At 43.5% G+C, this 20,411-nt stretch carries 15 protein-coding genes; 6 read left to right on the top strand and 9 right to left on the bottom strand.

What is annotated here, in order from left to right; genetic code table 11:
* The first annotated feature begins 10 nt into the window (after window positions 1–10).
* On the top strand, window positions 11–1,423 hold the full coding sequence (locus SNE26_RS12305; RefSeq protein ID WP_321559652.1) for an efflux transporter outer membrane subunit: 1,413 nt from the start codon (window positions 11–13) through the stop codon (window positions 1,421–1,423).
* Window positions 1,424–1,511: 88 nt separating this feature from the next.
* Here SNE26_RS12305 and SNE26_RS12300 read toward each other — a convergent pair whose 3' ends face one another.
* Window positions 1,512–3,065 (bottom strand): hypothetical protein, encoded by a 1,554-nt coding sequence (locus SNE26_RS12300; RefSeq protein ID WP_321559651.1) that lies wholly within the window; start codon window positions 3,063–3,065, stop codon window positions 1,512–1,514.
* A 321-nt stretch (window positions 3,066–3,386) separates the two neighbouring features.
* Here SNE26_RS12300 and SNE26_RS12295 point away from each other — a divergent pair, with 321 nt between their 5' ends.
* Window positions 3,387–5,174 (top strand): beta-N-acetylhexosaminidase, encoded by a 1,788-nt coding sequence (locus SNE26_RS12295; RefSeq protein ID WP_321559650.1) that lies wholly within the window; start codon window positions 3,387–3,389, stop codon window positions 5,172–5,174.
* A 41-nt stretch (window positions 5,175–5,215) separates the two neighbouring features.
* Here the strand turns inward: SNE26_RS12295 and SNE26_RS12290 are convergent, their stop codons facing one another.
* The gene (locus SNE26_RS12290) at window positions 5,216–5,557 is read right to left on the bottom strand and encodes a hypothetical protein (RefSeq protein ID WP_121227275.1); all 342 of its coding nucleotides are present in this window, start codon (window positions 5,555–5,557) and stop codon (window positions 5,216–5,218) included.
* A gap of 331 nt (window positions 5,558–5,888) precedes the next feature.
* Between SNE26_RS12290 and SNE26_RS12285 the strand changes: the two genes are divergently transcribed.
* Both SNE26_RS12285 and SNE26_RS12280 read left to right on the top strand, forming a co-directional pair.
* Window positions 5,889–7,664, top strand: coding sequence for a glycoside hydrolase family 9 protein (locus SNE26_RS12285; RefSeq protein WP_321559649.1), 1,776 nt, complete (start codon window positions 5,889–5,891; stop codon window positions 7,662–7,664).
* Window positions 7,665–7,763: 99 nt separating this feature from the next.
* A complete protein-coding gene (locus SNE26_RS12280; RefSeq protein WP_321559648.1) occupies window positions 7,764–8,549 on the top strand; it encodes an alpha/beta hydrolase in 786 nt (261 codons plus the stop codon).
* Here SNE26_RS12280 and SNE26_RS12275 read toward each other — a convergent pair.
* From SNE26_RS12275 to SNE26_RS12260, 4 genes are all read right to left on the bottom strand, one after another.
* Window positions 8,546–9,583, bottom strand: coding sequence for an Atu2307/SP_0267 family LLM class monooxygenase (locus tag SNE26_RS12275; RefSeq protein WP_321559647.1), 1,038 nt, complete (start codon window positions 9,581–9,583; stop codon window positions 8,546–8,548). The genes SNE26_RS12280 and SNE26_RS12275 overlap by 4 nt on opposite strands.
* 3 nt (window positions 9,584–9,586) lie before the next feature.
* A complete protein-coding gene (locus SNE26_RS12270) occupies window positions 9,587–11,914 on the bottom strand; it encodes a family 20 glycosylhydrolase (protein WP_321559646.1) in 2,328 nt (775 codons plus the stop codon).
* Window positions 11,915–12,001: 87 nt separating this feature from the next.
* A complete protein-coding gene (locus SNE26_RS12265; protein ID WP_321559645.1) occupies window positions 12,002–13,912 on the bottom strand; it encodes an AAA domain-containing protein in 1,911 nt (636 codons plus the stop codon).
* A gap of 95 nt (window positions 13,913–14,007) precedes the next feature.
* Window positions 14,008–14,679 carry a response regulator gene (locus SNE26_RS12260; RefSeq protein WP_321559644.1) on the bottom strand — a complete coding sequence of 224 codons (672 nt, stop codon included), beginning with the start codon at window positions 14,677–14,679 and terminating at the stop codon, window positions 14,008–14,010.
* A gap of 408 nt (window positions 14,680–15,087) precedes the next feature.
* On the opposite strand from SNE26_RS12260, the gene SNE26_RS12255 reads away from it, so the two are divergent.
* Window positions 15,088–15,621, top strand: a complete 534-nt coding sequence (locus SNE26_RS12255; RefSeq protein WP_321559643.1) for a DUF4142 domain-containing protein — start codon at window positions 15,088–15,090, stop codon at window positions 15,619–15,621.
* On the opposite strand, the gene SNE26_RS12250 is transcribed toward SNE26_RS12255, so the two are convergent.
* Window positions 15,613–16,815, bottom strand: coding sequence for a DUF763 domain-containing protein (locus SNE26_RS12250; protein WP_321559642.1), 1,203 nt, complete (start codon window positions 16,813–16,815; stop codon window positions 15,613–15,615). The genes SNE26_RS12255 and SNE26_RS12250 overlap by 9 nt on opposite strands.
* A 140-nt stretch (window positions 16,816–16,955) precedes the next feature.
* The gene (locus SNE26_RS12245; RefSeq protein ID WP_321559641.1) at window positions 16,956–18,866 is read right to left on the bottom strand and encodes a long-chain fatty acid--CoA ligase; all 1,911 of its coding nucleotides are present in this window, start codon (window positions 18,864–18,866) and stop codon (window positions 16,956–16,958) included.
* Window positions 18,867–19,118: 252 nt separating this feature from the next.
* On the opposite strand from SNE26_RS12245, the gene SNE26_RS12240 reads away from it, so the two are divergent.
* Complete coding sequence (locus SNE26_RS12240) at window positions 19,119–19,949, top strand: nuclear transport factor 2 family protein (RefSeq protein ID WP_321559640.1); 831 nt, start codon at window positions 19,119–19,121, stop codon at window positions 19,947–19,949.
* A 115-nt stretch (window positions 19,950–20,064) separates the two neighbouring features.
* Here SNE26_RS12240 and SNE26_RS12235 read toward each other — a convergent pair whose 3' ends face one another.
* The gene (locus SNE26_RS12235; RefSeq protein ID WP_090526181.1) at window positions 20,065–20,391 is read right to left on the bottom strand and encodes an iron-sulfur cluster assembly accessory protein; all 327 of its coding nucleotides are present in this window, start codon (window positions 20,389–20,391) and stop codon (window positions 20,065–20,067) included.
* Window positions 20,392–20,411: the final 20 nt, after the last annotated feature.

Raw genomic sequence — 20,411 nt, 5'->3', positions numbered from 1 at the left:
AGATACAACAATGAAAAATATTATAGGCAGTTTGGCCCTTGCACTGGTGGTGCTGGCAGGCTGTAAAGTTTCAAAAGATGTTGCTACGCCGAAAGATGGGCTGCCTGAAAATTTCAGGAATGCGGTTACCACCGGCGATACCAGCAGCATTGCCGACTTGCAATGGAAAAACTTTTTTACCGATGCCGCTCTTCAAAAATTGATTGATAGTGCCATTGTTAAAAATTACGATATGCAGGTGGCAGTTAAAAACATTGAAGCCTCTGAGTTACAATTTAAACAGGTTAAATGGAACTACGCACCTACTTTAGGTTTAAACGTTACAGCAAGTACCAACCGTCCGTCAGACAATAGCATCAATGGTTTAAGCATTAAACAATATGGCATCGGTACCAAACATATCGAAGATTATAATGCAAATTTAGCCCTTTCATGGGAGGCCGATATCTGGGGTAAGATCCGTAACCAAAACCGCCAGGCTTTGGCTCAATACCTGCAGACTAATGAAGCTAAAAGGGCTATCCAAACCAATATTGTAGCAAGCGTATCACAAGGTTACTATAACCTGCTAATGCTTGACGAACAGTTGGAAATTGCAAAGAAAAACGTAAAATTGAATGACAGTACTTTGCGCATTATCAAATTACAATATGATGCCGGCCAGGTAACTTTTTTGGGGGTACAACAGGCGCAGGCCCAGCTGGAATCTGCCGCCCAACTGGTTCCTCAGTTTGAGCGCGATATCAACGTTCAGGAAAACGGGTTGAGCATTTTAGCCGGTAAATTGCCTGATGCTATTGAGCGTAGCGCTAAACTTAATGATATCACTTTCCCCGAAACACTTTCGGCAGGTGTGCCATCAGCAATGGTTAGCCGCAGGCCCGATGTCAGGAGCTCTGAACTGGCTTTGAACATTGCTAACGCAAGGGTTGGTATAGCTAAGGCTCAGCTTTACCCTTCATTAACCATTACCGGCCAGGGAGGTTTAAATTCATTTAAATCAAGCAACTGGTTCAATATACCCGCTTCGTTGTTTGGTACAGTGGCAGGTGGCATAGCTCAGCCTTTGTTACAGCGCAAACAATTGCGTACCCAATACGAGGTTGCTAAGGTTGATCGTGAGAAATCTGTGATCCAGTTCCGCCAATCGGTACTGAATGCCGTGGGCGAAGTTTCAGATGCATTAGTAAGGCTTCAGAAACTCAAAGAGCAGCAAACTATTGCAGCTAACCGCGTTAAAACATTGCAGCAGGCTACAACTAATGCCAGTTTATTATTTAAAAATGGCCTTGCCAATTACCTTGAAGTAATAACCGCTCAGGGTAACGTATTACAGGGCGAGCTTGAATTAGCTTCAATAAAAATGGCGCAGCTTAGTGCCAACGCCGAGCTTTACCGCTCATTAGGCGGCGGCTGGAAATAAGCTTCTATCTGCCCTATGAAAACAGAAAACGGCTGATCAGAAACCCTGATCGGCCGTTTTGCATGTTACGGGTAATGCTTTTTTGCATTTATTGTGCCGCCTTTTTTTTAGCCGATGTTATATATTTATTTATAATCAGCAATAAAACAGGCAGCAGCAAACCTGTCAATAACGCAAAAAAATATACTAATAACAATTTGGAGATCATTGATTCCCGCATGTACCACGTTTCATTTATAATGAGCCTTGGCCCAGGGTTTTGCCTGCCTGATCCATGTAATAGCCTGTTATACTGTTGTTGCTTGCTTTCAATTAAGGCGTTTATTTGGGCGATAGAATCGTTCAATTGCAACGACAAAAATGATGCTATTGATTTTGAATCTTTTGGCTGATCGACATCTTTTGGCTGCATACTATCTTGAGATTGCTCGGCATCTTTTGGTTGATCAATGTACTCAAGTTGACGGACCTCTTTAGTTTGATGAGCATTTCTAATTTTTTGTTCCTTTACCGTTATGCTATTAACAAGTGCTTCTTTTATTGAATTAAGTTCGAGTTTGAAAGCATAAACGCTTGCCTCAGCATTGTCCGAATCCTGCATTACCCGCTGTTTATTAAGTTGCGCTTTATTGAAATCCTGTATGAGTGCTTCGATACGGTAGTCGCTAATTTGATAATTATCCGGTATTATAACAAAAGCGTCATTAGGTTTCAAGGCGTATGCTTTAACGGCAGTGAGTGTATTTAAGCCGGCTCTTTCTTTTTCAGTCAATGCAGTCTTCACCGTCACCAGTACCGGAACCGCTCTCGGCTTTGGCATTTGCCTGGGTTTTTTGATGTTGTTCAGTATGGCTTGCTGCTCGTGATATTTATCGGCCACTGCTTTATAGTATGTTATACTATCGTTTAATTTAGCAAGCAATTGGGTATCAACAACCGCCGGTTTAGTGGGGGAACCGGCTTTGGTATATTCGGCATTAATAATTTCCACCAGCTTTTTCAAAAAATCCTGCCCCTTTTGAGCATTATCTGCGTTTATGCTCAATTCAAAAATGTTACTACTCAAAACTTTTGCATTTAAACTTTTACTAAAATGTTCGGTTAAGTTGGCAGAAGGAGTGAGTTTTATTACCAGCGGTGGTTGTATTGGTTTAAAGGCAGGCCCTTTTATGATGGTATAGCTTAAAGATCCATGTTTAACCGGGTGGTATAAAAGTACATCTGTGAATACATTATTCTGATCAATCCTATAAACGCTGCCATTAATTAAATTGACGGTGATTTCAACAGGAGAAGTATAGATGCCGCCCTTTCCAGGTATAAGCTTAATGGGTAATGAATCGCCGTATATCTCTTTTGTTGTAAAAGTTCCCTTACGATAATAGCTCACCTGGAGCCCTAATGCATTGACCGCTTTTTTTATCGTGGTTTCAGAACGCAACTCCTTAATTGCAGTCGTTGATAATTCCCAATCGCCGGAAGCAGTCAACTCCATGCTCACTTTGTATTTAGGGGATGAAAAAAGTAAATAAACTGAAGCTGCTAAAACAAGAATTATTACCGAAGCAATAACGAAATATCTGTTGCGGAATAACAGGCCTGAAATATTCCTTCCCGCTCCTTTGATGCGAGCCTGGTTCATAGGATATAATACTTGTGTGATGTAAATTGCTGTAATTTAGTAAATTGCAATTTATCCAGAACGCTCGTTTTGCGATTGTTCTTTGCGCTGTTGTAATTTTATTAACGCTTTACATGTTGCTATAGCTAAACTCCACAATCGTATCTCAAAATTGTAAAGCAATTTATACAACTCTCGAAACGCATTGACAGGTGATTTCATGACCTTACGAATAACAACTGCCCGGTTGCAGGAGTTAAACACTTTGTTACAAACAAATTACCCGGTTTCTCAAAGAAAATTCATATCATAGCAGCCCCAAACTATTTGAGTTGTTTTTAAATGAAATTTAAGATCGTACTTGTATTTATTTTGTTTTCCGGTTACTTGCGGGCACAAAATGTCAATATAATCCCACAGCCCAAGTCTGTTATTAATGGTACAGGGCAGTTTACTTTTAGTAATCACAGTACCGTTGGTGTAAATGATGCTTCGTTGTTGCCGATAGCCCGTTACTTCCAAAAACAGGTAAGCCAGTCGGCGGGTTTTACGCTTGCCGTTGATAATAAAGATGCAGGCAGTGTTATTCATTTGTTGTTAACCAACGGCGATCCCACCGCTGGGGCATATTCCTTAAAAATTGTGGCTAATGAAATTACCATTTCTTCGTCAAACCGTGATGGGGTGTTTTATGGGATGATCTCCTTGCTGCAAATGATTAAAGACCAGCCCCGGGGCGAAACCATCAGCTTAGCGTCTTTAACAATTGCCGATACCCCGCGCTATCAATGGCGGGGATTAATGCTTGATGAGTCGCGCCATTTTTTTGGGATGGAAAAAGTTAAGCAGATCCTTGACTGGATGGCTTACTATAAGCTGAATAAATTTCACTGGCATTTAACCGATGCACAGGGTTGGCGTTTGGAAATAAAAAAATATCCTAAACTAACGCTTGTTGGAGGGATAGGCAACTACAGCGACTCATCTGCTGATCCGCAATATTATACCCAGGTCCAGATCAAAGAAATTATAGCGTATGCTGCTGAAAGATTTATAACCGTGATCCCCGAAATTGATATGCCCGGGCACGCGACAGCAGCCAATAAAGCCTATCCGCAGTTTAGCGGCGGCAGTGTAGAAGGCTATCCTAATTTTACTTTTAATCCCGCAATCGATAGCACCTACCAGTTCCTTGGTAACATTATTAAAGAAACAAGCTCACTTTTTCCCTCTAAAATGATCCATTTGGGAGGCGACGAGGTGGCATTAGGCGTAAAAGCCTGGTCGCTTAATCCTTCAATCGCAGGGTTTATGCAAAAGAACAATTTTGCCGATGTAGGTGAGTTGGAGCGTTATTTCTTTAAGCGTGTAGCTGATACTGCTATAAATGCAGGTAGCAAAGTGTTGGCGTGGGATGAAGCAACGGGTACAAATCTCCCTGCCGATAAAACCATTATTTTTTGGTGGAGGCAAAACATGCCGGGCCAGCTTCATTTAGCTTTACAAAAAGGCTATCAGGTGGTGCTTTGTCCGCGCCTGCCTATGTATTTTGATTTTGTACAGGATGCAGATCATATGTCGGGCCGCAGGTGGAAAGGCGTATATAATACCGTTGGCAGTGTTTACGGTTTCCCGGAGAAGCAAATGCAAAATAACGAAGACCTGCAATCTAAACAGGTCATCGGTGTGCAGGCCAACATCTGGACAGAAATGATAGGTTCTGAAAAGCGTCTTGATTTTATGCTGTTTCCGCGTATAGCCGGTTTGGCCGAAGCTGGATGGACAGCCCCCGAGCTTAAAGATGAAGAGGCTTTCAACAACCGTTTAAAGGCAAGTATCAAGATCTATGATGCGGCTAATATTTATTATTTTAATCCTTTCGACAAGTTTTTCCATGACGAGGCTATTGATTTTGGCCCTAAGATCAGGAAAATGGAAAGACCGGCAGACCAGAATATCGATGAAGAGGGTTACCGTCCGCGCAGAAGGCATGGAAGGTCATCAAAAAAGAGCAGCCATTCATCAAAACATTCTTCATCAGTAAAACATTCGTCGTCTAAAAAGTCATCTTCAAAAAAATCTTCCTCATCAGGTAAAAGCAAGAAAACATCTCATAAAAAAAGGAAATAACCGACGGGTTATTTCCTTTTTGAAATTACTTCCGGATATTATTATCTATAAGAAGATAGGTGCGTGGTTTTAATGCTCAGGACAAACGATTTGCCAACACTCATTTTTACATTTTTATCTTTTAAAAGCTCTTTGATCGCGTTGTCGGCTTTAAGGAGTTCGTATAAATCTCGGGCCACTGCCGATCCGCTGATGTTGTTGGTCACCTTGCCATTTTCCATGTTGATACTAAATGTATAGCCGGATTTGCCCCTGCTGCCAGCAGCTTCAAAATCGGTTATATTTAGCTTAAACTGCTGTTCTTCCTGCAAGCTTCTTTTTAAGTGCAGGCGTATTACAGGCATGTACTTTTGCCATGTCATCAAATAATTTCTTTCGTCCATAATCGTTTTTTAAAAGCAAAAGCCCTCGTATAGTATGGATACAAGGGCTTCGGTTATCAGGTTGAGGAGCTTGTAAAATCTCCCGGTATAATGCGTTGTAATTATTGGCTTGTGATGGCAGCCAATTTTGTAACTTTTCAAAGTTAACTAAATAAATGGGTAAAGCGGTTGGTATTTATAGTTTGTTTTAGTAGGGCCCAATAAATAACTACGGTTGCTTAAATACATTGTAGTGGTGAATTAGGGGCGATGGGTAATGCTTTTTAACTAAGATCACTAACTGTAAGTTTGTAAATGCCGTAAATTGCAGGTATCAATAACCCACATTTACATGAACCTGTTTAACCGCTGCCAAATTATACTTGCAATTTTATTTACCCTGGTTTGCAGCCTTTGTAAAGCCGATCCTATTTTTTATATGAACCAGGTGGGATATGATGCGCGGGGGGCAAAAACTATTGTTGTGCGCAATGATACCAGGTTTACGCCCGATATGTTTTTTGAGCTTGAAAATTCAACAGGTAAGGTGGTATATAAAGCCAGGCTTACCGGCCCGCTTCAGATAGATGAATGGGTTAAAGGCGCGTATTTTTACCAGGCCGATTTTTCGGATTTTAAAACAGAAGGTAAGTACCGGGTTATAATAGGGAGAAATAAAGATTCAGCATCCGCCTGGTTTGAGATCAAAGAGAACGCACTGGCTGTGACCACTATCCCTTCGGTGTTGAGCTATTATAACAGGCAGCGCGCCAATACCCCAACCGAATGGCAGGCCGATGCGGCTGTTAAACTTTATGGCAGCGATAAAACAGTTGACCTGCGTGGCGGCTGGTGTGATGCATCAGGTGATGTAAGCAAATACTTTTCGCATTTGGCTTATGCTAATTTTATGTCGCCCCAGCAAATACCCCTCGTAACCTGGTCAATGATCAATACAGTGCAAACTGCGCCGGGTTTGTTAAATAAACTGGGGATTTATGATGGCATGGTGAATGAAGCACTTTGGGGGGCCGACTATATGATGCGCGCCCTGTCAAAAGACGATTATTTTTACATGATCGTATTCAGCTATTTTAATAAGGACCCTAAAGCCAGGCGTGTTGTAGGGTTAAAAGCGAACAGCGTTACTACAGATGAATACCAGGCTGCTTTTCGCGAAGGAGGGGGCATGGCCATTGCATCGCTGGCGCGGATCTCGCAATTGAAAAAAGACGGTGACTTTAAGTCGGCAGAATATCTTGCCGCTGCCAAACGGGCTTTCGCGCACTTGCTGGCAAACAATACCAAATATGATGACGACGGCAAGGAAAATATCATTGACGACTATTGTGCCCTGATGGCTGCTACCGAATTGTGGATAGCTACTGACAGTATGCTTTACCGAGATGAGGCCCGTAAACGCGCACAAAACCTTAACAAGCGGATGAGCCCCGCAGGTTATTTTATTGCTGATAACGGCGACAGGCCGTTCTGGCACGCATCTGACGCCGGCTTACCCGTTATTGCACTGTGCAGGTATTTAGATAAGGAAAAAGAAACTAATGACCGGATGGCTGCCTTATCCACCGTAAAAAAAGCTTTGGATTATAACCTGAAGGTAACCGGTAATGTAGCTAACCCGTTTGGATATGCGCGGCAGTCGTTTAAATTCAGGGGTGCTGTAAAAGATGGTTTCTTTGTCCCGCATGAAAATGAAACCGGCTGGTGGTGGCAGGGCGAAAACGCCCGATTGGGTTCGCTGGCTACGGCGGCATTAGTAGGGGGACGATTGGTATATCCCGAGAAGGGTGGCTGGGGAGTAAAAAAGCAACTTGCCGAATATGCATCGCACCAGATAGCCTGGATTTTAGGCTGTAATCCTTACCAAATGTGCTTTATGTACCAGTACGGTAAAAATAATGTGCCGTATATGAGCTCGAACTTTGGGCATGGATCGGGTAAGGGCGGTATCTCCAACGGGGTTACCGGAAAAAAGGAAAATGCTGATGGCAGCGGTATCGATTTTAAAATGAAAGACGACGGCAACGAATGGCGCTGGACAGAACAATGGTTACCACATGCTGCCTGGTATCTGCAGGCGGTTACTGCTATGGCTGTAGAGCAGTAATTGGGAGCTGTCATTTTTTATACCTGAAATTGTCATATTTACTACCCGGTGCCTTATCTTCATACTGCTAAGTTTGTATTGAAATTAAAACCTATGGATATGACACAAATAAATGTTGCCGGTAACTATGCCACCGTTAACGGCCTGAAAATGTATTATGAAATTCATGGCGAAGGCTTCCCGCTGGTATTGATCCACGGAGGAGGTTCTGATATCGGCGTTACCTTTGGCAGGGTATTATCCGCCTTTGCACAAAATCATCAGGTTATAGGGGTAGATCTGCAGGCACATGGCCGGACCCCTGACAGGGGCGTACCTACCTCATTTGAACAGGATGCTGATGATGTTGCAGCTTTGCTTAAACATTTGGATATAAAACAGGCCGATATTATGGGCTTCAGCAACGGCGGTAACACGGCCATGCAAGTAGCTATCAGGCACCCGCAATTGGTTCATAAAATTGTGATCGCTTCTTCGTTTTATAAACGCAGCGGTTTCGACTCCTGGTTTTGGGATTTTATGCCAAATGCCACTTTAGCGAATATGCCCAAACCTTTACAGGAGGCTTTCCTTAAAATAAATAATGATCCTGCTGCCCTGGAATTAATGCATAATCGTGATCGTGACCGCATGCTTGCTTTTCAAGACTGGAGCGACGATGCTATCCGTTCTATCACCATGCCGGCATTGGTTATAGCAGGGGATAAAGACGTAATCAGGCCCGAGCATACACTGGAGCTATATCGAATGTTGCCTGATGCGGAGCTTTGTATTTTACCAGCAGGCCATGGCGATTACATAGGTGAGATTGAAGATATTGGCAGGGATGGAAATTATCCTGCTGTAGCTATTATTGAGGAATTTTTAACCAAGGCAAAAGCTTAAGCTTTTGCCTTGGTTTCTTTGCGTACAACAGGCGCCACTTTTGTACCGTAAAGCTCAATTGCTTTTAAAATATCCTTGTGTTTGGTAAAGCCGGTAACCAGTTGGGCTACGAAACGGGTATTGCCAAAAAGCTCATATTGCTGCATGATCTTGTCAATGGCCTGCTGTGGGTCTCCAACTACCAATGGCCCAAAATCGCGCAGGTACTCAAATTGTTCCCTCGTCATGGGCGACCAGCCCCTGTCTTTGCCAACACGGGTCATGAGGGCTTCGTAGCTTGGATAAAACTCGTCGGCTGCCTGTTGTGAGTTTTCGGCAATATAAAATTGCGAACTGATGGCCAATTGCAGCTTGCTTATATCATGCCCGGCTTTGGCTGCCGATTCGCGGTAAAGCTCAACAAAGGGCACAAAATGTTTTGGTGCGCTGCCCAAAATAGCAATGATCATAGGGAGGTTAAGTGCTCCTGCCCGTTTAGCTGAGGCAGGAGTGCCTCCAACACCAATCCAAACCGGAATTTCCTGTTGCAGCGGACGAGGATATACACCCTGGTTCCTGATTGGTGCCCGGAAATTACCCTGCCATGAAACTACTTCCTGTTTGTTGATCTGTAAAAACAGTTCCAGCTTTTCGGTAAATAATGCATCATAATCATTCAGGTCGAAACCAAAAAGCGGGAAAGATTCAATAAAGGAACCCCGGCCGGCTATCATCTCAACGCGACCGCCTGATACCAGATCGGCAGTGGCGAAGTTTTGAAATGTACGCACAGGGTCGGCCGAACTCAATACGGTAACCGAGCTTGACAGCCGGATGTTTCTGGTAATGGCCGCTGCTGCTGATATCAATATTTCGGGTGCCGAAATCACAAAATCGGGCCGGTGGTGTTCGCCGAAGGCATAAACATCCAAACCAACCTCATCGGCCAGTTTTACTTCTTCCAATAATTCCTGAACCCGCTTGTGGGCGTTTACGGCGTTGCCGCTCGTCCCGTCGGGATGGATCTCACCAAAGGTGCTTATACCTAATTCCATGTATCAATAGTAAAGATCGGCTGCGTTAAGCTCCTTCTTTTCAAAACTTCCGGGTGCGGTAACATATACTTTAAGTGGTGCTACACGTGGCCTGTACCTGCCGGTTGGCGGAGGCGGCGCATTGTATATATACTTTACCTTTATTTGATGAAAACCTTTCGCCAGCGGCAGCGCGTATTCAGCTTCTGTTAGTTGTACGCCATCAATAAATAACTGGCTGGCGGCATAACTTGCAAGGGTAAAGTTATAAGTACCGTCGGCTAAAACGTTCACATAACCGTCATAAACCACGCCGAAGTTAGGATTGTCTTTTTTCAGAGGTTCGACATCCAGTTTATTGGTGGTTGATGAATCCTGTGCGGTAGCGTAACTAAGCTGATCGGGTGAGGTGAACGTGTTTTTTGCCCATTTATATTTAAGCCCCGGCTTATTGGCTGTATAATTTACAGCAGGCATCGGCGCTTTATTATACATTAAAGTGCGGGTGGCTATGCTCCGGCGACCAGATGGTGTGATCACCCTTGTTCTTAATTCCCGCTTTTCATTTTGCGGAATGGAGAAGGTGATTGGTTCGTCATACTGCAGGTCGGTATCCAGGGGATCGCGCCCGTTCAGGGTATAATAGATCTTAGTACCGGGCACCACCGATTTTAGCGTGTAAACAAATTTAGGGCCTACTACCATGGTGTCAATAGTAGTTAAGGCAGTTGGTACACGGTAATTGTAATTCATTGCATCAAGCCTTGCGAAATGTTTGGCCAGCCTTATTTCGGAAAAATTTGTATAGTCTTTGTTCTCCGGCTTACTCCAGGCTACTTCTGAAAGGGCGAATACCCTTGGCATGATCTGGTATTGAAGCTTGGCTACTGTTGGCACATATTCTGTCCAGAGGTTACCCTGGGTACCAATTACATATTTCTGCTCATCAGGTGTTAATTGTTTTGAAACCGGATCGTAGTTGTAAGTTTCTTCCAATGTTGCATAACGGCCAAATGATACCGGCTCCTGAGGCGAACTGCTTTGGTAATGATCAAAATAATTGCCGGTGGTTTGCGGCGTCATGATCACGTTATGCTTTTGACGGGCGGCGTTAATACCGCCTTCTTCGCCCTGCCAGCTCATTACTGTGGCATTGGGGGCGAGGCCGCCTTCTAAAATCTCATCCCAGCCTATAATACTGCGGCCTTTGGAATTGATGAATTTTTCTATTCGCTGGATAAAATAGCTTTGCAGCTCCTTTTCATCTTTCAGCCCTTTTTCTTTCATCAAAGCCTGGCAAAATGCCGATTGCTTCCAGGGGTCTTTACCAGCCTCGTCACCGCCTATGTGGATGTATTTGCTTGGGAATAAAGCCATCACTTCGGTAAGCACATCCTCTAAAAAGGTAAACGTTTGCTCGGTAGGGCAGTAAATGTTGTTGATATCGCGCGGGGCTTTCTGGCCGGCTACAGTATCGCATTTAAACTCCGGGTAAGCACGCAAGGCTGCCTCGGAATGGGCAGGCATTTCAATTTCGGGGATAACGTTGATATACCGGTCGGCAGCAAATTTTACTACCTCTTTAATTTGCTCCTGGGTATAATAGCCGCCATAACTAAGCGAGTCGGGCCAGTCGCGGTTACTGCCAAACATAGTTTGCTGGCGGAATGCGCCCACCTGGGTAAGTTTGGGATATTTTTTGATCTCGATACGCCATCCCTGGCCATCAACCAAATGCCAGTGAAAGGTATTGAGTTTATAGGAGGCTATAAGCTCGATCACCTTTTTTACCTGTGGGATAGTGAAGAAATGGCGCGATACATCCAGCATCATACCCCGGTATCCAAAACGAGGCGAATCTTCAATTACCGCGCAAGGCAATTTGTAAGCAGCCGCATTTTCAACCGGGAAAAGCTGTAATAAGGATTGGATGCCATAAAACAGTCCTGCATCCTTACCAACTATGATGATATTACGCGGGGTGATGGTTAGTTTATAACCTTCCCCGGGCAATTTATTGGCTCCCTTTGCAGTTAAGATCAGCCCCCTGCTTTTTGCGGCTTTAAGCTTTGAATTGTATTTAGCTACTTTAATATTCAGGTGCCGGTTATCCTGCAGATAGCTTTTGAGCCATAAAACAGCTTTATCTTTCGGATTATCAGCCTTGATTGCTGTAAGTTGGCTAAACGTAAACATGCCGCTATTTTTGGTAACGGAAGCAGGGGCAGGGATAATACCCAAATGTGGATCGTCGGTAGTGGCCTGGGCCGATACTTTGTTGGTTTGCCCTGAAAAGATAAAAAAGCTTGCAAGCGTGATGAGTTTTGTTAAATAGTGCGGTTTAAAATTCATACAGGCGTGGGTGATGATGAAAGGATAAATTTAACCATTATCCCATGCTGTAATGATGCTAAAGCTTATGTAACAAACAATTGACGTTTAATCGTAATCCGCGTAGTCCCAGGCGCTTTGATAACCGTTTAATTGCTCTGCATAACTGATCATGTCTGCATAAAAAGCCGAAGATGCCAGGGTTGAACTATCGCCAATCACTACCAGCTTTTTGCGGGCGCGGGTCATGGCCACGTTCATGCGGCGGATATCATTGAGGAAACCTATTTCGCCTTCGGTATTGCTGCGGGTAAGGCTGATGTAAACCACATCGCGTTCCTGCCCCTGGAAACTGTCGATAGTGTTGACTGCAATTTTATCAGCATAAATCAACAACTCCGGTGAATCCAGCAACAATTGATTTAAAATCCTGATCTGCTCTTTGTATGGGGAAATAACTGCTATAGTTGGGAAGTTTTCTGTTGAATAAGATCCTGTGAGTTCGCTAACCAGCTTATGAAGGTGTTTGAGCAGAAATGCGGCCTCTTCAGGATTTGCCGTGCTGGTGCCTTCCTGTTTTTCATCGTAACCACAGCCCGCGGTATCAATAAAGCTTACAGGCAAATCGCCGGGAAATAACAGCTGACGGGCAACAGTGGAGTGCGCCTTTAACCTGCTGTCATAAAACTCTTTTGATGAAAAGCCCATGACGGCTTCATTCATCCGGTACTGTTCTTCGAGCAATATCACCGATTCGGGGTGGAGGGCAGCACATTTTTCGAGCAGGGTAGTGCTAAGGCCATCTTTGGCGGCCTGTTGCGATTTGATGGTAGGCGGGAGCTGCAAATGATCTCCGGCGAAGATCACTTTTTGCGCCTTCGATATCGGGATCCAGCAGGCGGGTTCAAGCGCCTGACCGGCTTCGTCAATAACTACCGTATGGAATTTTAAATTGCGGATGGTATAATGGTTGGCGCCTACAAGGGTTGCCGTAATTATCTGTGCTTTACCAAGCAGGTCCTCCGTAATAAATTGTTCGGTTTTATCCACTTCTTTAATGAGCTGGTGGGCTGCATCAAAAAGTGCTTTGCGCTGGTCGCGTTCGGCTTTGCCAAAATTGCGCTTGTATTTGTGCGCCATGTTCTTATACTCCGAAGCTTGCTTTTTAAGCTTTTTAATCTCTTTCATATCGCTATGGGCACTTATCCTGCTGTCTAAGGTTAAGGCCATCAGCCTTTCGGATACTCTTGCCGGGTTACCTATACGCAGTACATTCAGACCTTCATTGCTCAGCTTTTCGCTTAGCAAATCAACCGCCGTATTACTTGGCGCTACAACCAGGATCTGTTGCTTGTTTTGCTTTATCAGCGCTTTGATAGCCTGTACAAGCGTGGTGGTTTTACCAGTGCCCGGAGGGCCGTGAACTATGGCAAGCTCCTGTGCCTCAATTATTTTTTGAACAGCCTGCTGTTGTGAAGCATTTAAGCTATTAAGCGGGTAATAAATTGTTTCTGGGATAAAAGCCGGCGTACTTTGCCCGGTTAACACCCGCGTGAGGTGGCCTTCTTTATGATCATCAACAAGCCTGGCAGATAGTTTGAGCGCTTTCTGCATCTCGTCATAACTGTTGTCATCAAACAGCAGGTCGATGCCAAGCTTACCATTCCGGCTCCAGTCGGGCAGTTCGTCGGTGTTCAAAGTTAATTTTAGCCGGTTGCCGCCCTGGTATGATACTGTGCCGTTTATACGATCGGCTTTGGGGTCATGGTTGGAGAACAATGCAACTGAAGCGCCGAACCTGAACTGGTGACTAAGGTCCTGGTGAGAAGGCCGTTCTACCTCAACAGTAAGGTAATCGCCGCGGCCTATTTCGGTGCCCTTTATCGCTATGGGGTACCATGTAAGCCCTGCTGCCCGGCGTTCGGCAGTTGAAGATGTTTCAGTTAGTTTGAGATAAGCCTGGCGGTCTTCGTTCTGTTCAGTTTGTAATAAGCTGAGCAGCTTTTTAAAATAGTCCATTTTGCAAAGGTAAAGCTTAACCCCGGTTTTTGCGTAATCACATAAAACACAAAAGGGAACTTGAATGTCCCCTTTTTCATATCCTGATTAACAATTTATTGCTGCCAGTTAGGTGCCGGTTTTAGTTCAAGAGTAACTGCATTTCTTGAAAGTTCTTCATTTATCTTGCCCAAAAAATGCCTTGTTAATGGTTTTGAAATAAAGCTTTTAACAAAGGGGTATGCTTTAGCCCGTTTCTGATCGGCAGGATCAACAGAGTTTGAAATAATATAAACCGAAACAGGTTTTACTAATGAGCTGTAAATATTATTGAACAATTTTAAAAATTCCCACCCATCCATTACCGGCATATCGAGGTCAAGAAAAATAATGTTGGGTATTTCTGCATGTTTATTCTGGTTGTTATATAATGCTTTGTAAACAGGTTCCGGATCCATATAAAAGCTTGCATTTAACCAATTATCTTTCAATATGATTTTAACCGTTTCATGAAAAATAATGTCATCATCAATGATGGCTACCGAACGGTGCTGATCGTCTTTAATAAGATTGAGTATATCTTTTTTGATTTCGATAAGTAACGGAGACAAAAGTTCGGTGCCGCATTCAATACAATTCAGGGTACGTGACAATACAACCTCAAGCGGTACTTGTATCGATAGGCAGGTGGCGTCATGATATATAGAGTTAGCACAATCTTTATTAAAGCAATAACATGTGATTTTTTCGGTGCTGGTCATAGTGTAAAGGTTTTGTTTAGTGTTCATTTTAAATTGCCTCAACATTGATGCCCTTTTGCTGATTTGTAGTTAAATAATTACAAAGTAGCTTCGAATTGTTAAGGTTATAAAATTCAATTCCCTAATGCTGAGTTGATTATAATCATGAATTAAAAATAGTTGTATTTTTAAGCCTTTATAACTGCAGTTGTTAAGCGAATTAATTTAAATATAAAAAAGATTAACTATAAATACAAGTGTGTTTTTTATAACCCATGTGTATGTTTAAACTGACAATCCGTTTCTTTTTGTAGCCGCCATCGCCAGTAAAATATTAACTTTAAATGCCTGTGAACGAGCTGTTTTAAACGATGATTATATTTTGAATTTAGACGAAATAAGGATAAAAAACCACAGCGACTTTTTTTTGTTATATTGAAATATTAAACTATTAACATGAGCCGATTAACCAGCGTTTTATTATTCCTGTTTGCTTTGGTGATGGCACAATCCTGCCAAAGTAACCGGCATGCCAATAATTATAACAAGGCCCTGGTTGATGATAACGGTTTATTGTTCATTAAAAGTGGGGAAGAATCGACCCTCGCATCTGTAAAAGCATCCGGTTTGGCAATCGCTAACTCAAAAAATCAACGCGTTATTCAGTTTGCCAAGCTCATGATTGATGACCATACCATGCTTGCCGACGACTTTAAGAAGCTCAGGACTGATAATTTTATTGCGGATTCGGTTGTTATAAGCCCTATGCATCAACAAATTATCGATGATCTTGACCTGAAGAAAGCGGGGGCGTTTGACAGGGCCTATATCCAATTGGTAATAAATGATCATACCGAACAAATAGCCCTATACAAAACCACGGCAAAAGACAGGAAAAACACAAGCCTCGCCGATTTTGCTGCTAAAATGCTGCCCGGTTTACAGGCCCATTTAGATACCGCAAAGTTTATCAGCACTACCTTAAAATAGTTTTAATTGTTGCTGTACAGGTGGTTGAGCCTTGCCAAAAACGGTACGGCCCCCATATTTCCACGAATCGTTGCGTTCCTTTTCAATAACTTTATCAAAGTTGGCATTAGGCGTGAAATCTTTTTCAGCTCTTTCGGCTATTTGGGAAAGGCGTTTGATGGCTTCGTTTTTATCAGTATTACCCATTTTTGCTCTGTGAATAGCCGTTTGCAGGGTGTTTAATGTTTCGTCATAAACTTTAACAGGCACCGGAAAGGGGGCGCCATCCTTACCGCCATGTGCAAAGGAAAACCTCGCAGGATCCTTGAACCGGGATGGTGTGCCATGGATCACCTCGCTCACTAAAGCCAGTGATTGTAATGTACGTGGCCCTAAACCTTGAAGCAATAGCAGGTCTTCAAAATCTTTGGGCTGTTTTTCATGGGCCAGCCAAAGTACAGCACCGAGGCGTTTAAGGTCGACATCTTTGGCGTACACCTCATGATGGCTGGGCATCACCAGCTTGCTGATCTCCCTGATCATGATACCGGGGTTTTCGGCGGCGATCTGCATAACGCCATTGCGTGAAACATCTGCTTCCTTATCTGTCATGTTCAGGATATAGCCGTTGTTCTTACCATAGATAAAAGTATGCGGATCATCCACAAAGGAGCTTAACTGCTCCGAATGCCAGTGGTACCTTCGGGCGGTGCTGCTGGCATCGCTCATGCCCTGCTGTACCACGGCCCATTTGCCGGTATCGCTTAAAATAAAATTATGGGTATAAAGCTGGAAGCCGTCCTGAATGGCGGTATTATCAACCTTGGCACTCAGTTTACTGCATTTCACCAGGTAATTACCGTCAAGCCCGGTAGTTTCGCCTACTTTTAAAAGCTCGGCCGGGGTTTGTTTGGAGTGTTTACCTTTCCCACCGCAAATATAAATGCCCAATTCGCGGCTGTGCGGGTTAATAGATTTTTTTAAAGCACCCATCACGGAGGTTGTTATGCCGGATGAATGCCAGTCCATCCCCATAACAGCACCTAAACTCTGAAACCAAAAAGGATCGCTCAAACGGCGAAGTACTTCATCCTTACCGTAATCCATCACGATGGTTTCCACCACAGCAAGGCCAAGCTTGGCCATCCGTTCGGCAAGCCACTGTGGCACATAGCCATAATGTAACGGTAAGTCAGCACTGCCTGATCGCTTCATGCTAACAAAGTTAGTAAAAAAAACTAAACCCTGATGCGCTTGATTTTAGGATTTCCTGATGTTGAGTTCAACCAGGCTGAAAGGACTTCTCGACTGCATCACGCTATCAAGAAATCCTTTAATCCTAAAAATCATGGTTCTTAGTCTTCCTCAGTCTCGCCAACATACAATTCATCAATATCGGCAGCGTATTTCTTTTCGATGACCTTGCGTTTGGCTTTCATGGTGGGGGTAATCTCACCTTCATCCATGCTGAAAGGGTTGCGTTTTATCTTGAATGATTTGATACGTTCAAACTTGGCCAGCTCATTGCTGTATTTACGGATGTCGGCGCCTACCCAGTCAACTATTTCTTTATCATCAATAAATACTTCAGGGCGTTCAAAGAAATCATTTTGAAGGTTAAAGGTTTCCTGCAGGGTTTCGCGTGCCGGCACAATAATGGCAGCAATGTATTCGCGTTTATCGCCTACTAAAAACACCTGTTCAATTTTAGGGCTTTTGAGGTAAGTGTTCTCTACCGGCGTTGGGTAGATATTTTTGCCGTAAGCATTCACCAGCATGTTTTTAAGGCGGTCGGTAATTTGGAGGTTGCCGCGGAAAAACCTGCCGATATCGCCGGTATGGAACCAGCCGTGCGAATCAATAACAGTAGCCGTTTCTTCGGGCTTGTTCCAGTAGCCTTTCATTACACAATGCCCGCGAACAATGATCTCGCCTTCTTCGGTCAGGGTGTCTTCTTTAAAGTTATCGTGTGTTTGGATACTATAGATCTGTTTGGTATCGACATTCTGGATAGCCACTTCAATACCGGGAATAATACGGCCAACGGTACCATAAATTACCCTGTGGCGCTCTGTAACTGCCATTACGGGCGAGGTTTCAGTTAAGCCAAAACCCTCTAAAATTACAATGCCCAGGTCGCCAAAAAATTCACCGATGTTTTTAGGTAACGCGCCACCACCCGATACCATGAATTTCAATTGTCCGCCTGTTTTTTCCTTGATCTTGCTGAATACCAGTTTTTCGGCAATGCCATGTTGTGCTTTTAGGACAACATTAGGCGATTTACCGGCTTCCTGCACCAGACGTACTTTTTTACCGATCTCAAATGCCCAAAGAAAGATCTTGGTTTTAAGGCCGCCGGCCGATGTGCCGCTTTTGATGGCTTTGTCGTGGATACGTTCCAATAACCGGGGTACACAGCAAAGTATAGTAGGTTTAACCTCGCCCATGTTTTTCGCCAGCAGTTCAAGACTTTGGGCAAAGGCGATTTGTGATCCCCGGTAAATGGCTATATGGTAAATGGTGCGCTCAAATACGTGCGATAGCGGGAGGAATGATAAAAACCTGTCTGTTTTTTCAACAAACGGAATCTGGATGAGGCTGTTGATGGTATTCTGTGTAAGGTTATGATGTGTTAACACAACCCCTTTAGGTACACCAGTGGTACCCGATGTATAAATAAGGCATGAAGTATCTGTTGTTAAGATGGCTTCGCGCGCTGCGTTAATAGCATGGCGATATTGCTCCACCAGCGTGCGGCCTTCGGCAATTACCTGTTCAAAGCTTACAACCCCGGCATTTAAACTTATCTTGTCACTAAATTTTTCAAAATCATCAAATGCCGGGATCAGGCGGATCAGCTCCGGGCAGTTGTTAGCCACTTTTAAAACCTTTCTGAACAGGAATGGGTTACCACAGATAATGGCACGGGCCCCCGAATCATTCAGAATATATTCGATTTCATTTTCGGTAAGGGTAGGGTATATGGAGGTATTAACTGCACCAATCTGTTGCAGGGCCTGATCGTAATAAACGTAATTTGGACCGTTTTCGATAATCAGCGACAGCCTGTCGCCTTTCCTGATACCAATATGCAGAAACCAGGCCGAAATAGCATCTATTTTTTCCAACGCCTCACCATAACTGATCTCAACCCAGGTGTCTTTAACTTTATGGAGCAGGAACGTATGATCTAAGGAATGAATATTAGCAACGGTATTGCGAATGAAACTCGGAACAGTTGAAAGCTCGGTATTTTTACTCATTTATGTAATTGGATGTTGGAAACAAAGCTAATTCTATTTTGCAAAATAACGAATGAAGCATAAAGCAGTTTTAAACTTCGTTAGCATGATATTTTCAAATTTTCTTTATCTTCACTTTATAATCATTATATCCACATATAAAACAAGGGTCGCTTAAGGCCACGGCCTGTTAATACAGGTTCGGAAACACGCTGCTATTTGCGGCAGTGTTTAGTATTGTCTGAAAATTTCTGATCAATTTATTTAACAGTAATGAAAATTACTCCAGTATTGGCATTGGGCGCATGCTGTATTTTAATATGCTCTGCCCAGGCCGCAAAATCACGTACCTATATGGATACCATAACTAATAAACAAAGAGTACTGTCTTTTTATAAGCAGATAGTAGGGCAGCGTAAAACCGAGCTGATCCCCGAATTTATAGTTGAAGATTATAAACAACATAACCCTACCGTTAAACAGGGGAGGGCAGGCATAATCGAAATGATCAATTACCTGAAAACTCTGCCGCCGCCTCCCGAGGGTGCGAAATCACCAATTGTAAGGTCAATACAGGAAGGCGATTTTGTAGTAACCCACCTTGATGTTCAGTTTATGGGGAAACACATGGCTGTGGTCGACCTGTTTAAGTTAAAAGATGGTATGCTGATTGAACATTGGGATGCTATACAACCTTTGCCGGATGAAAGTGGGAAAACGGTAACCTCAACTAATGGTACAGCCGAAATTGATCATAGTGCTTTGGCGGAAAATAGCAAACTTGTAGTTGCTCAATTTTACAAAGCGATTATAGCTAAGCAATCTGCTAATCAGTTTATCGATACCGCGTATGTTGAGCATGATGGTTCTGTGTTCGCTTCAGGAGGTGGATTAGTTAAATACCTTTCGCAACCTGAACGGGCTATTAAAATTTACAGGCTTATTGCCGAAGGCGATTTCGTTGTAGTTCAGTCACAGTTTAACAGAACGCATAAAACGTTTGTGTTTTATGAAATATTCAGGGTGGCTGAAGATAAAATAGCCGAGCATTGGAGTGTGGAGCAGGCGATACCTGATAGAATACAACCGGAGGATATGTTTTAGGTAATTCAGCTGAAAGCTGAAACCACGTTTAACCGCGGGCTGAAAGCCCGCGGCAGCATACTTTAAACAAAAAGAGGCGCTTATGGCGCCTCTTTTCAATTATTTTAAGGTTGAATTATACCGAAAAACTTTCGCCGCAACCGCAGGTACGGCTGGCGTTAGGGTTGTGGAAATTGAAGCCCTTGCCGTTAAGGCCGTCAGAAAAATCAAGTTCGGTACCGGCAAGGTACAGGAACGATTTCATGTCGAGCGCCATGCGGACACCCTGGTCTTCAAAAAACTGATCGCCTTTTTTCTCTTCGTTATCAAAATCAAGATTGTATGATAAGCCAGAGCAACCACCGCCCTGAACAGATACACGCAGAAAGTACGAGGCGTCAAGGCCTGCATCCTGCATCAGGTGTTCTATTTTGCTTTTTGCTTTATCAGTTACAGTTACCATTTTTAAAAGAGTCAAGATTA

This window comes from Mucilaginibacter sp. cycad4 (genome assembly GCF_034263275.1).
In the GTDB taxonomy this organism is placed as follows: Bacteria; Bacteroidota; Bacteroidia; order Sphingobacteriales; family Sphingobacteriaceae; genus Mucilaginibacter.
The sequence above is the reverse complement of the archived record's forward strand: the minus strand, read 5'-3'. Positions and strand labels throughout refer to the sequence as shown.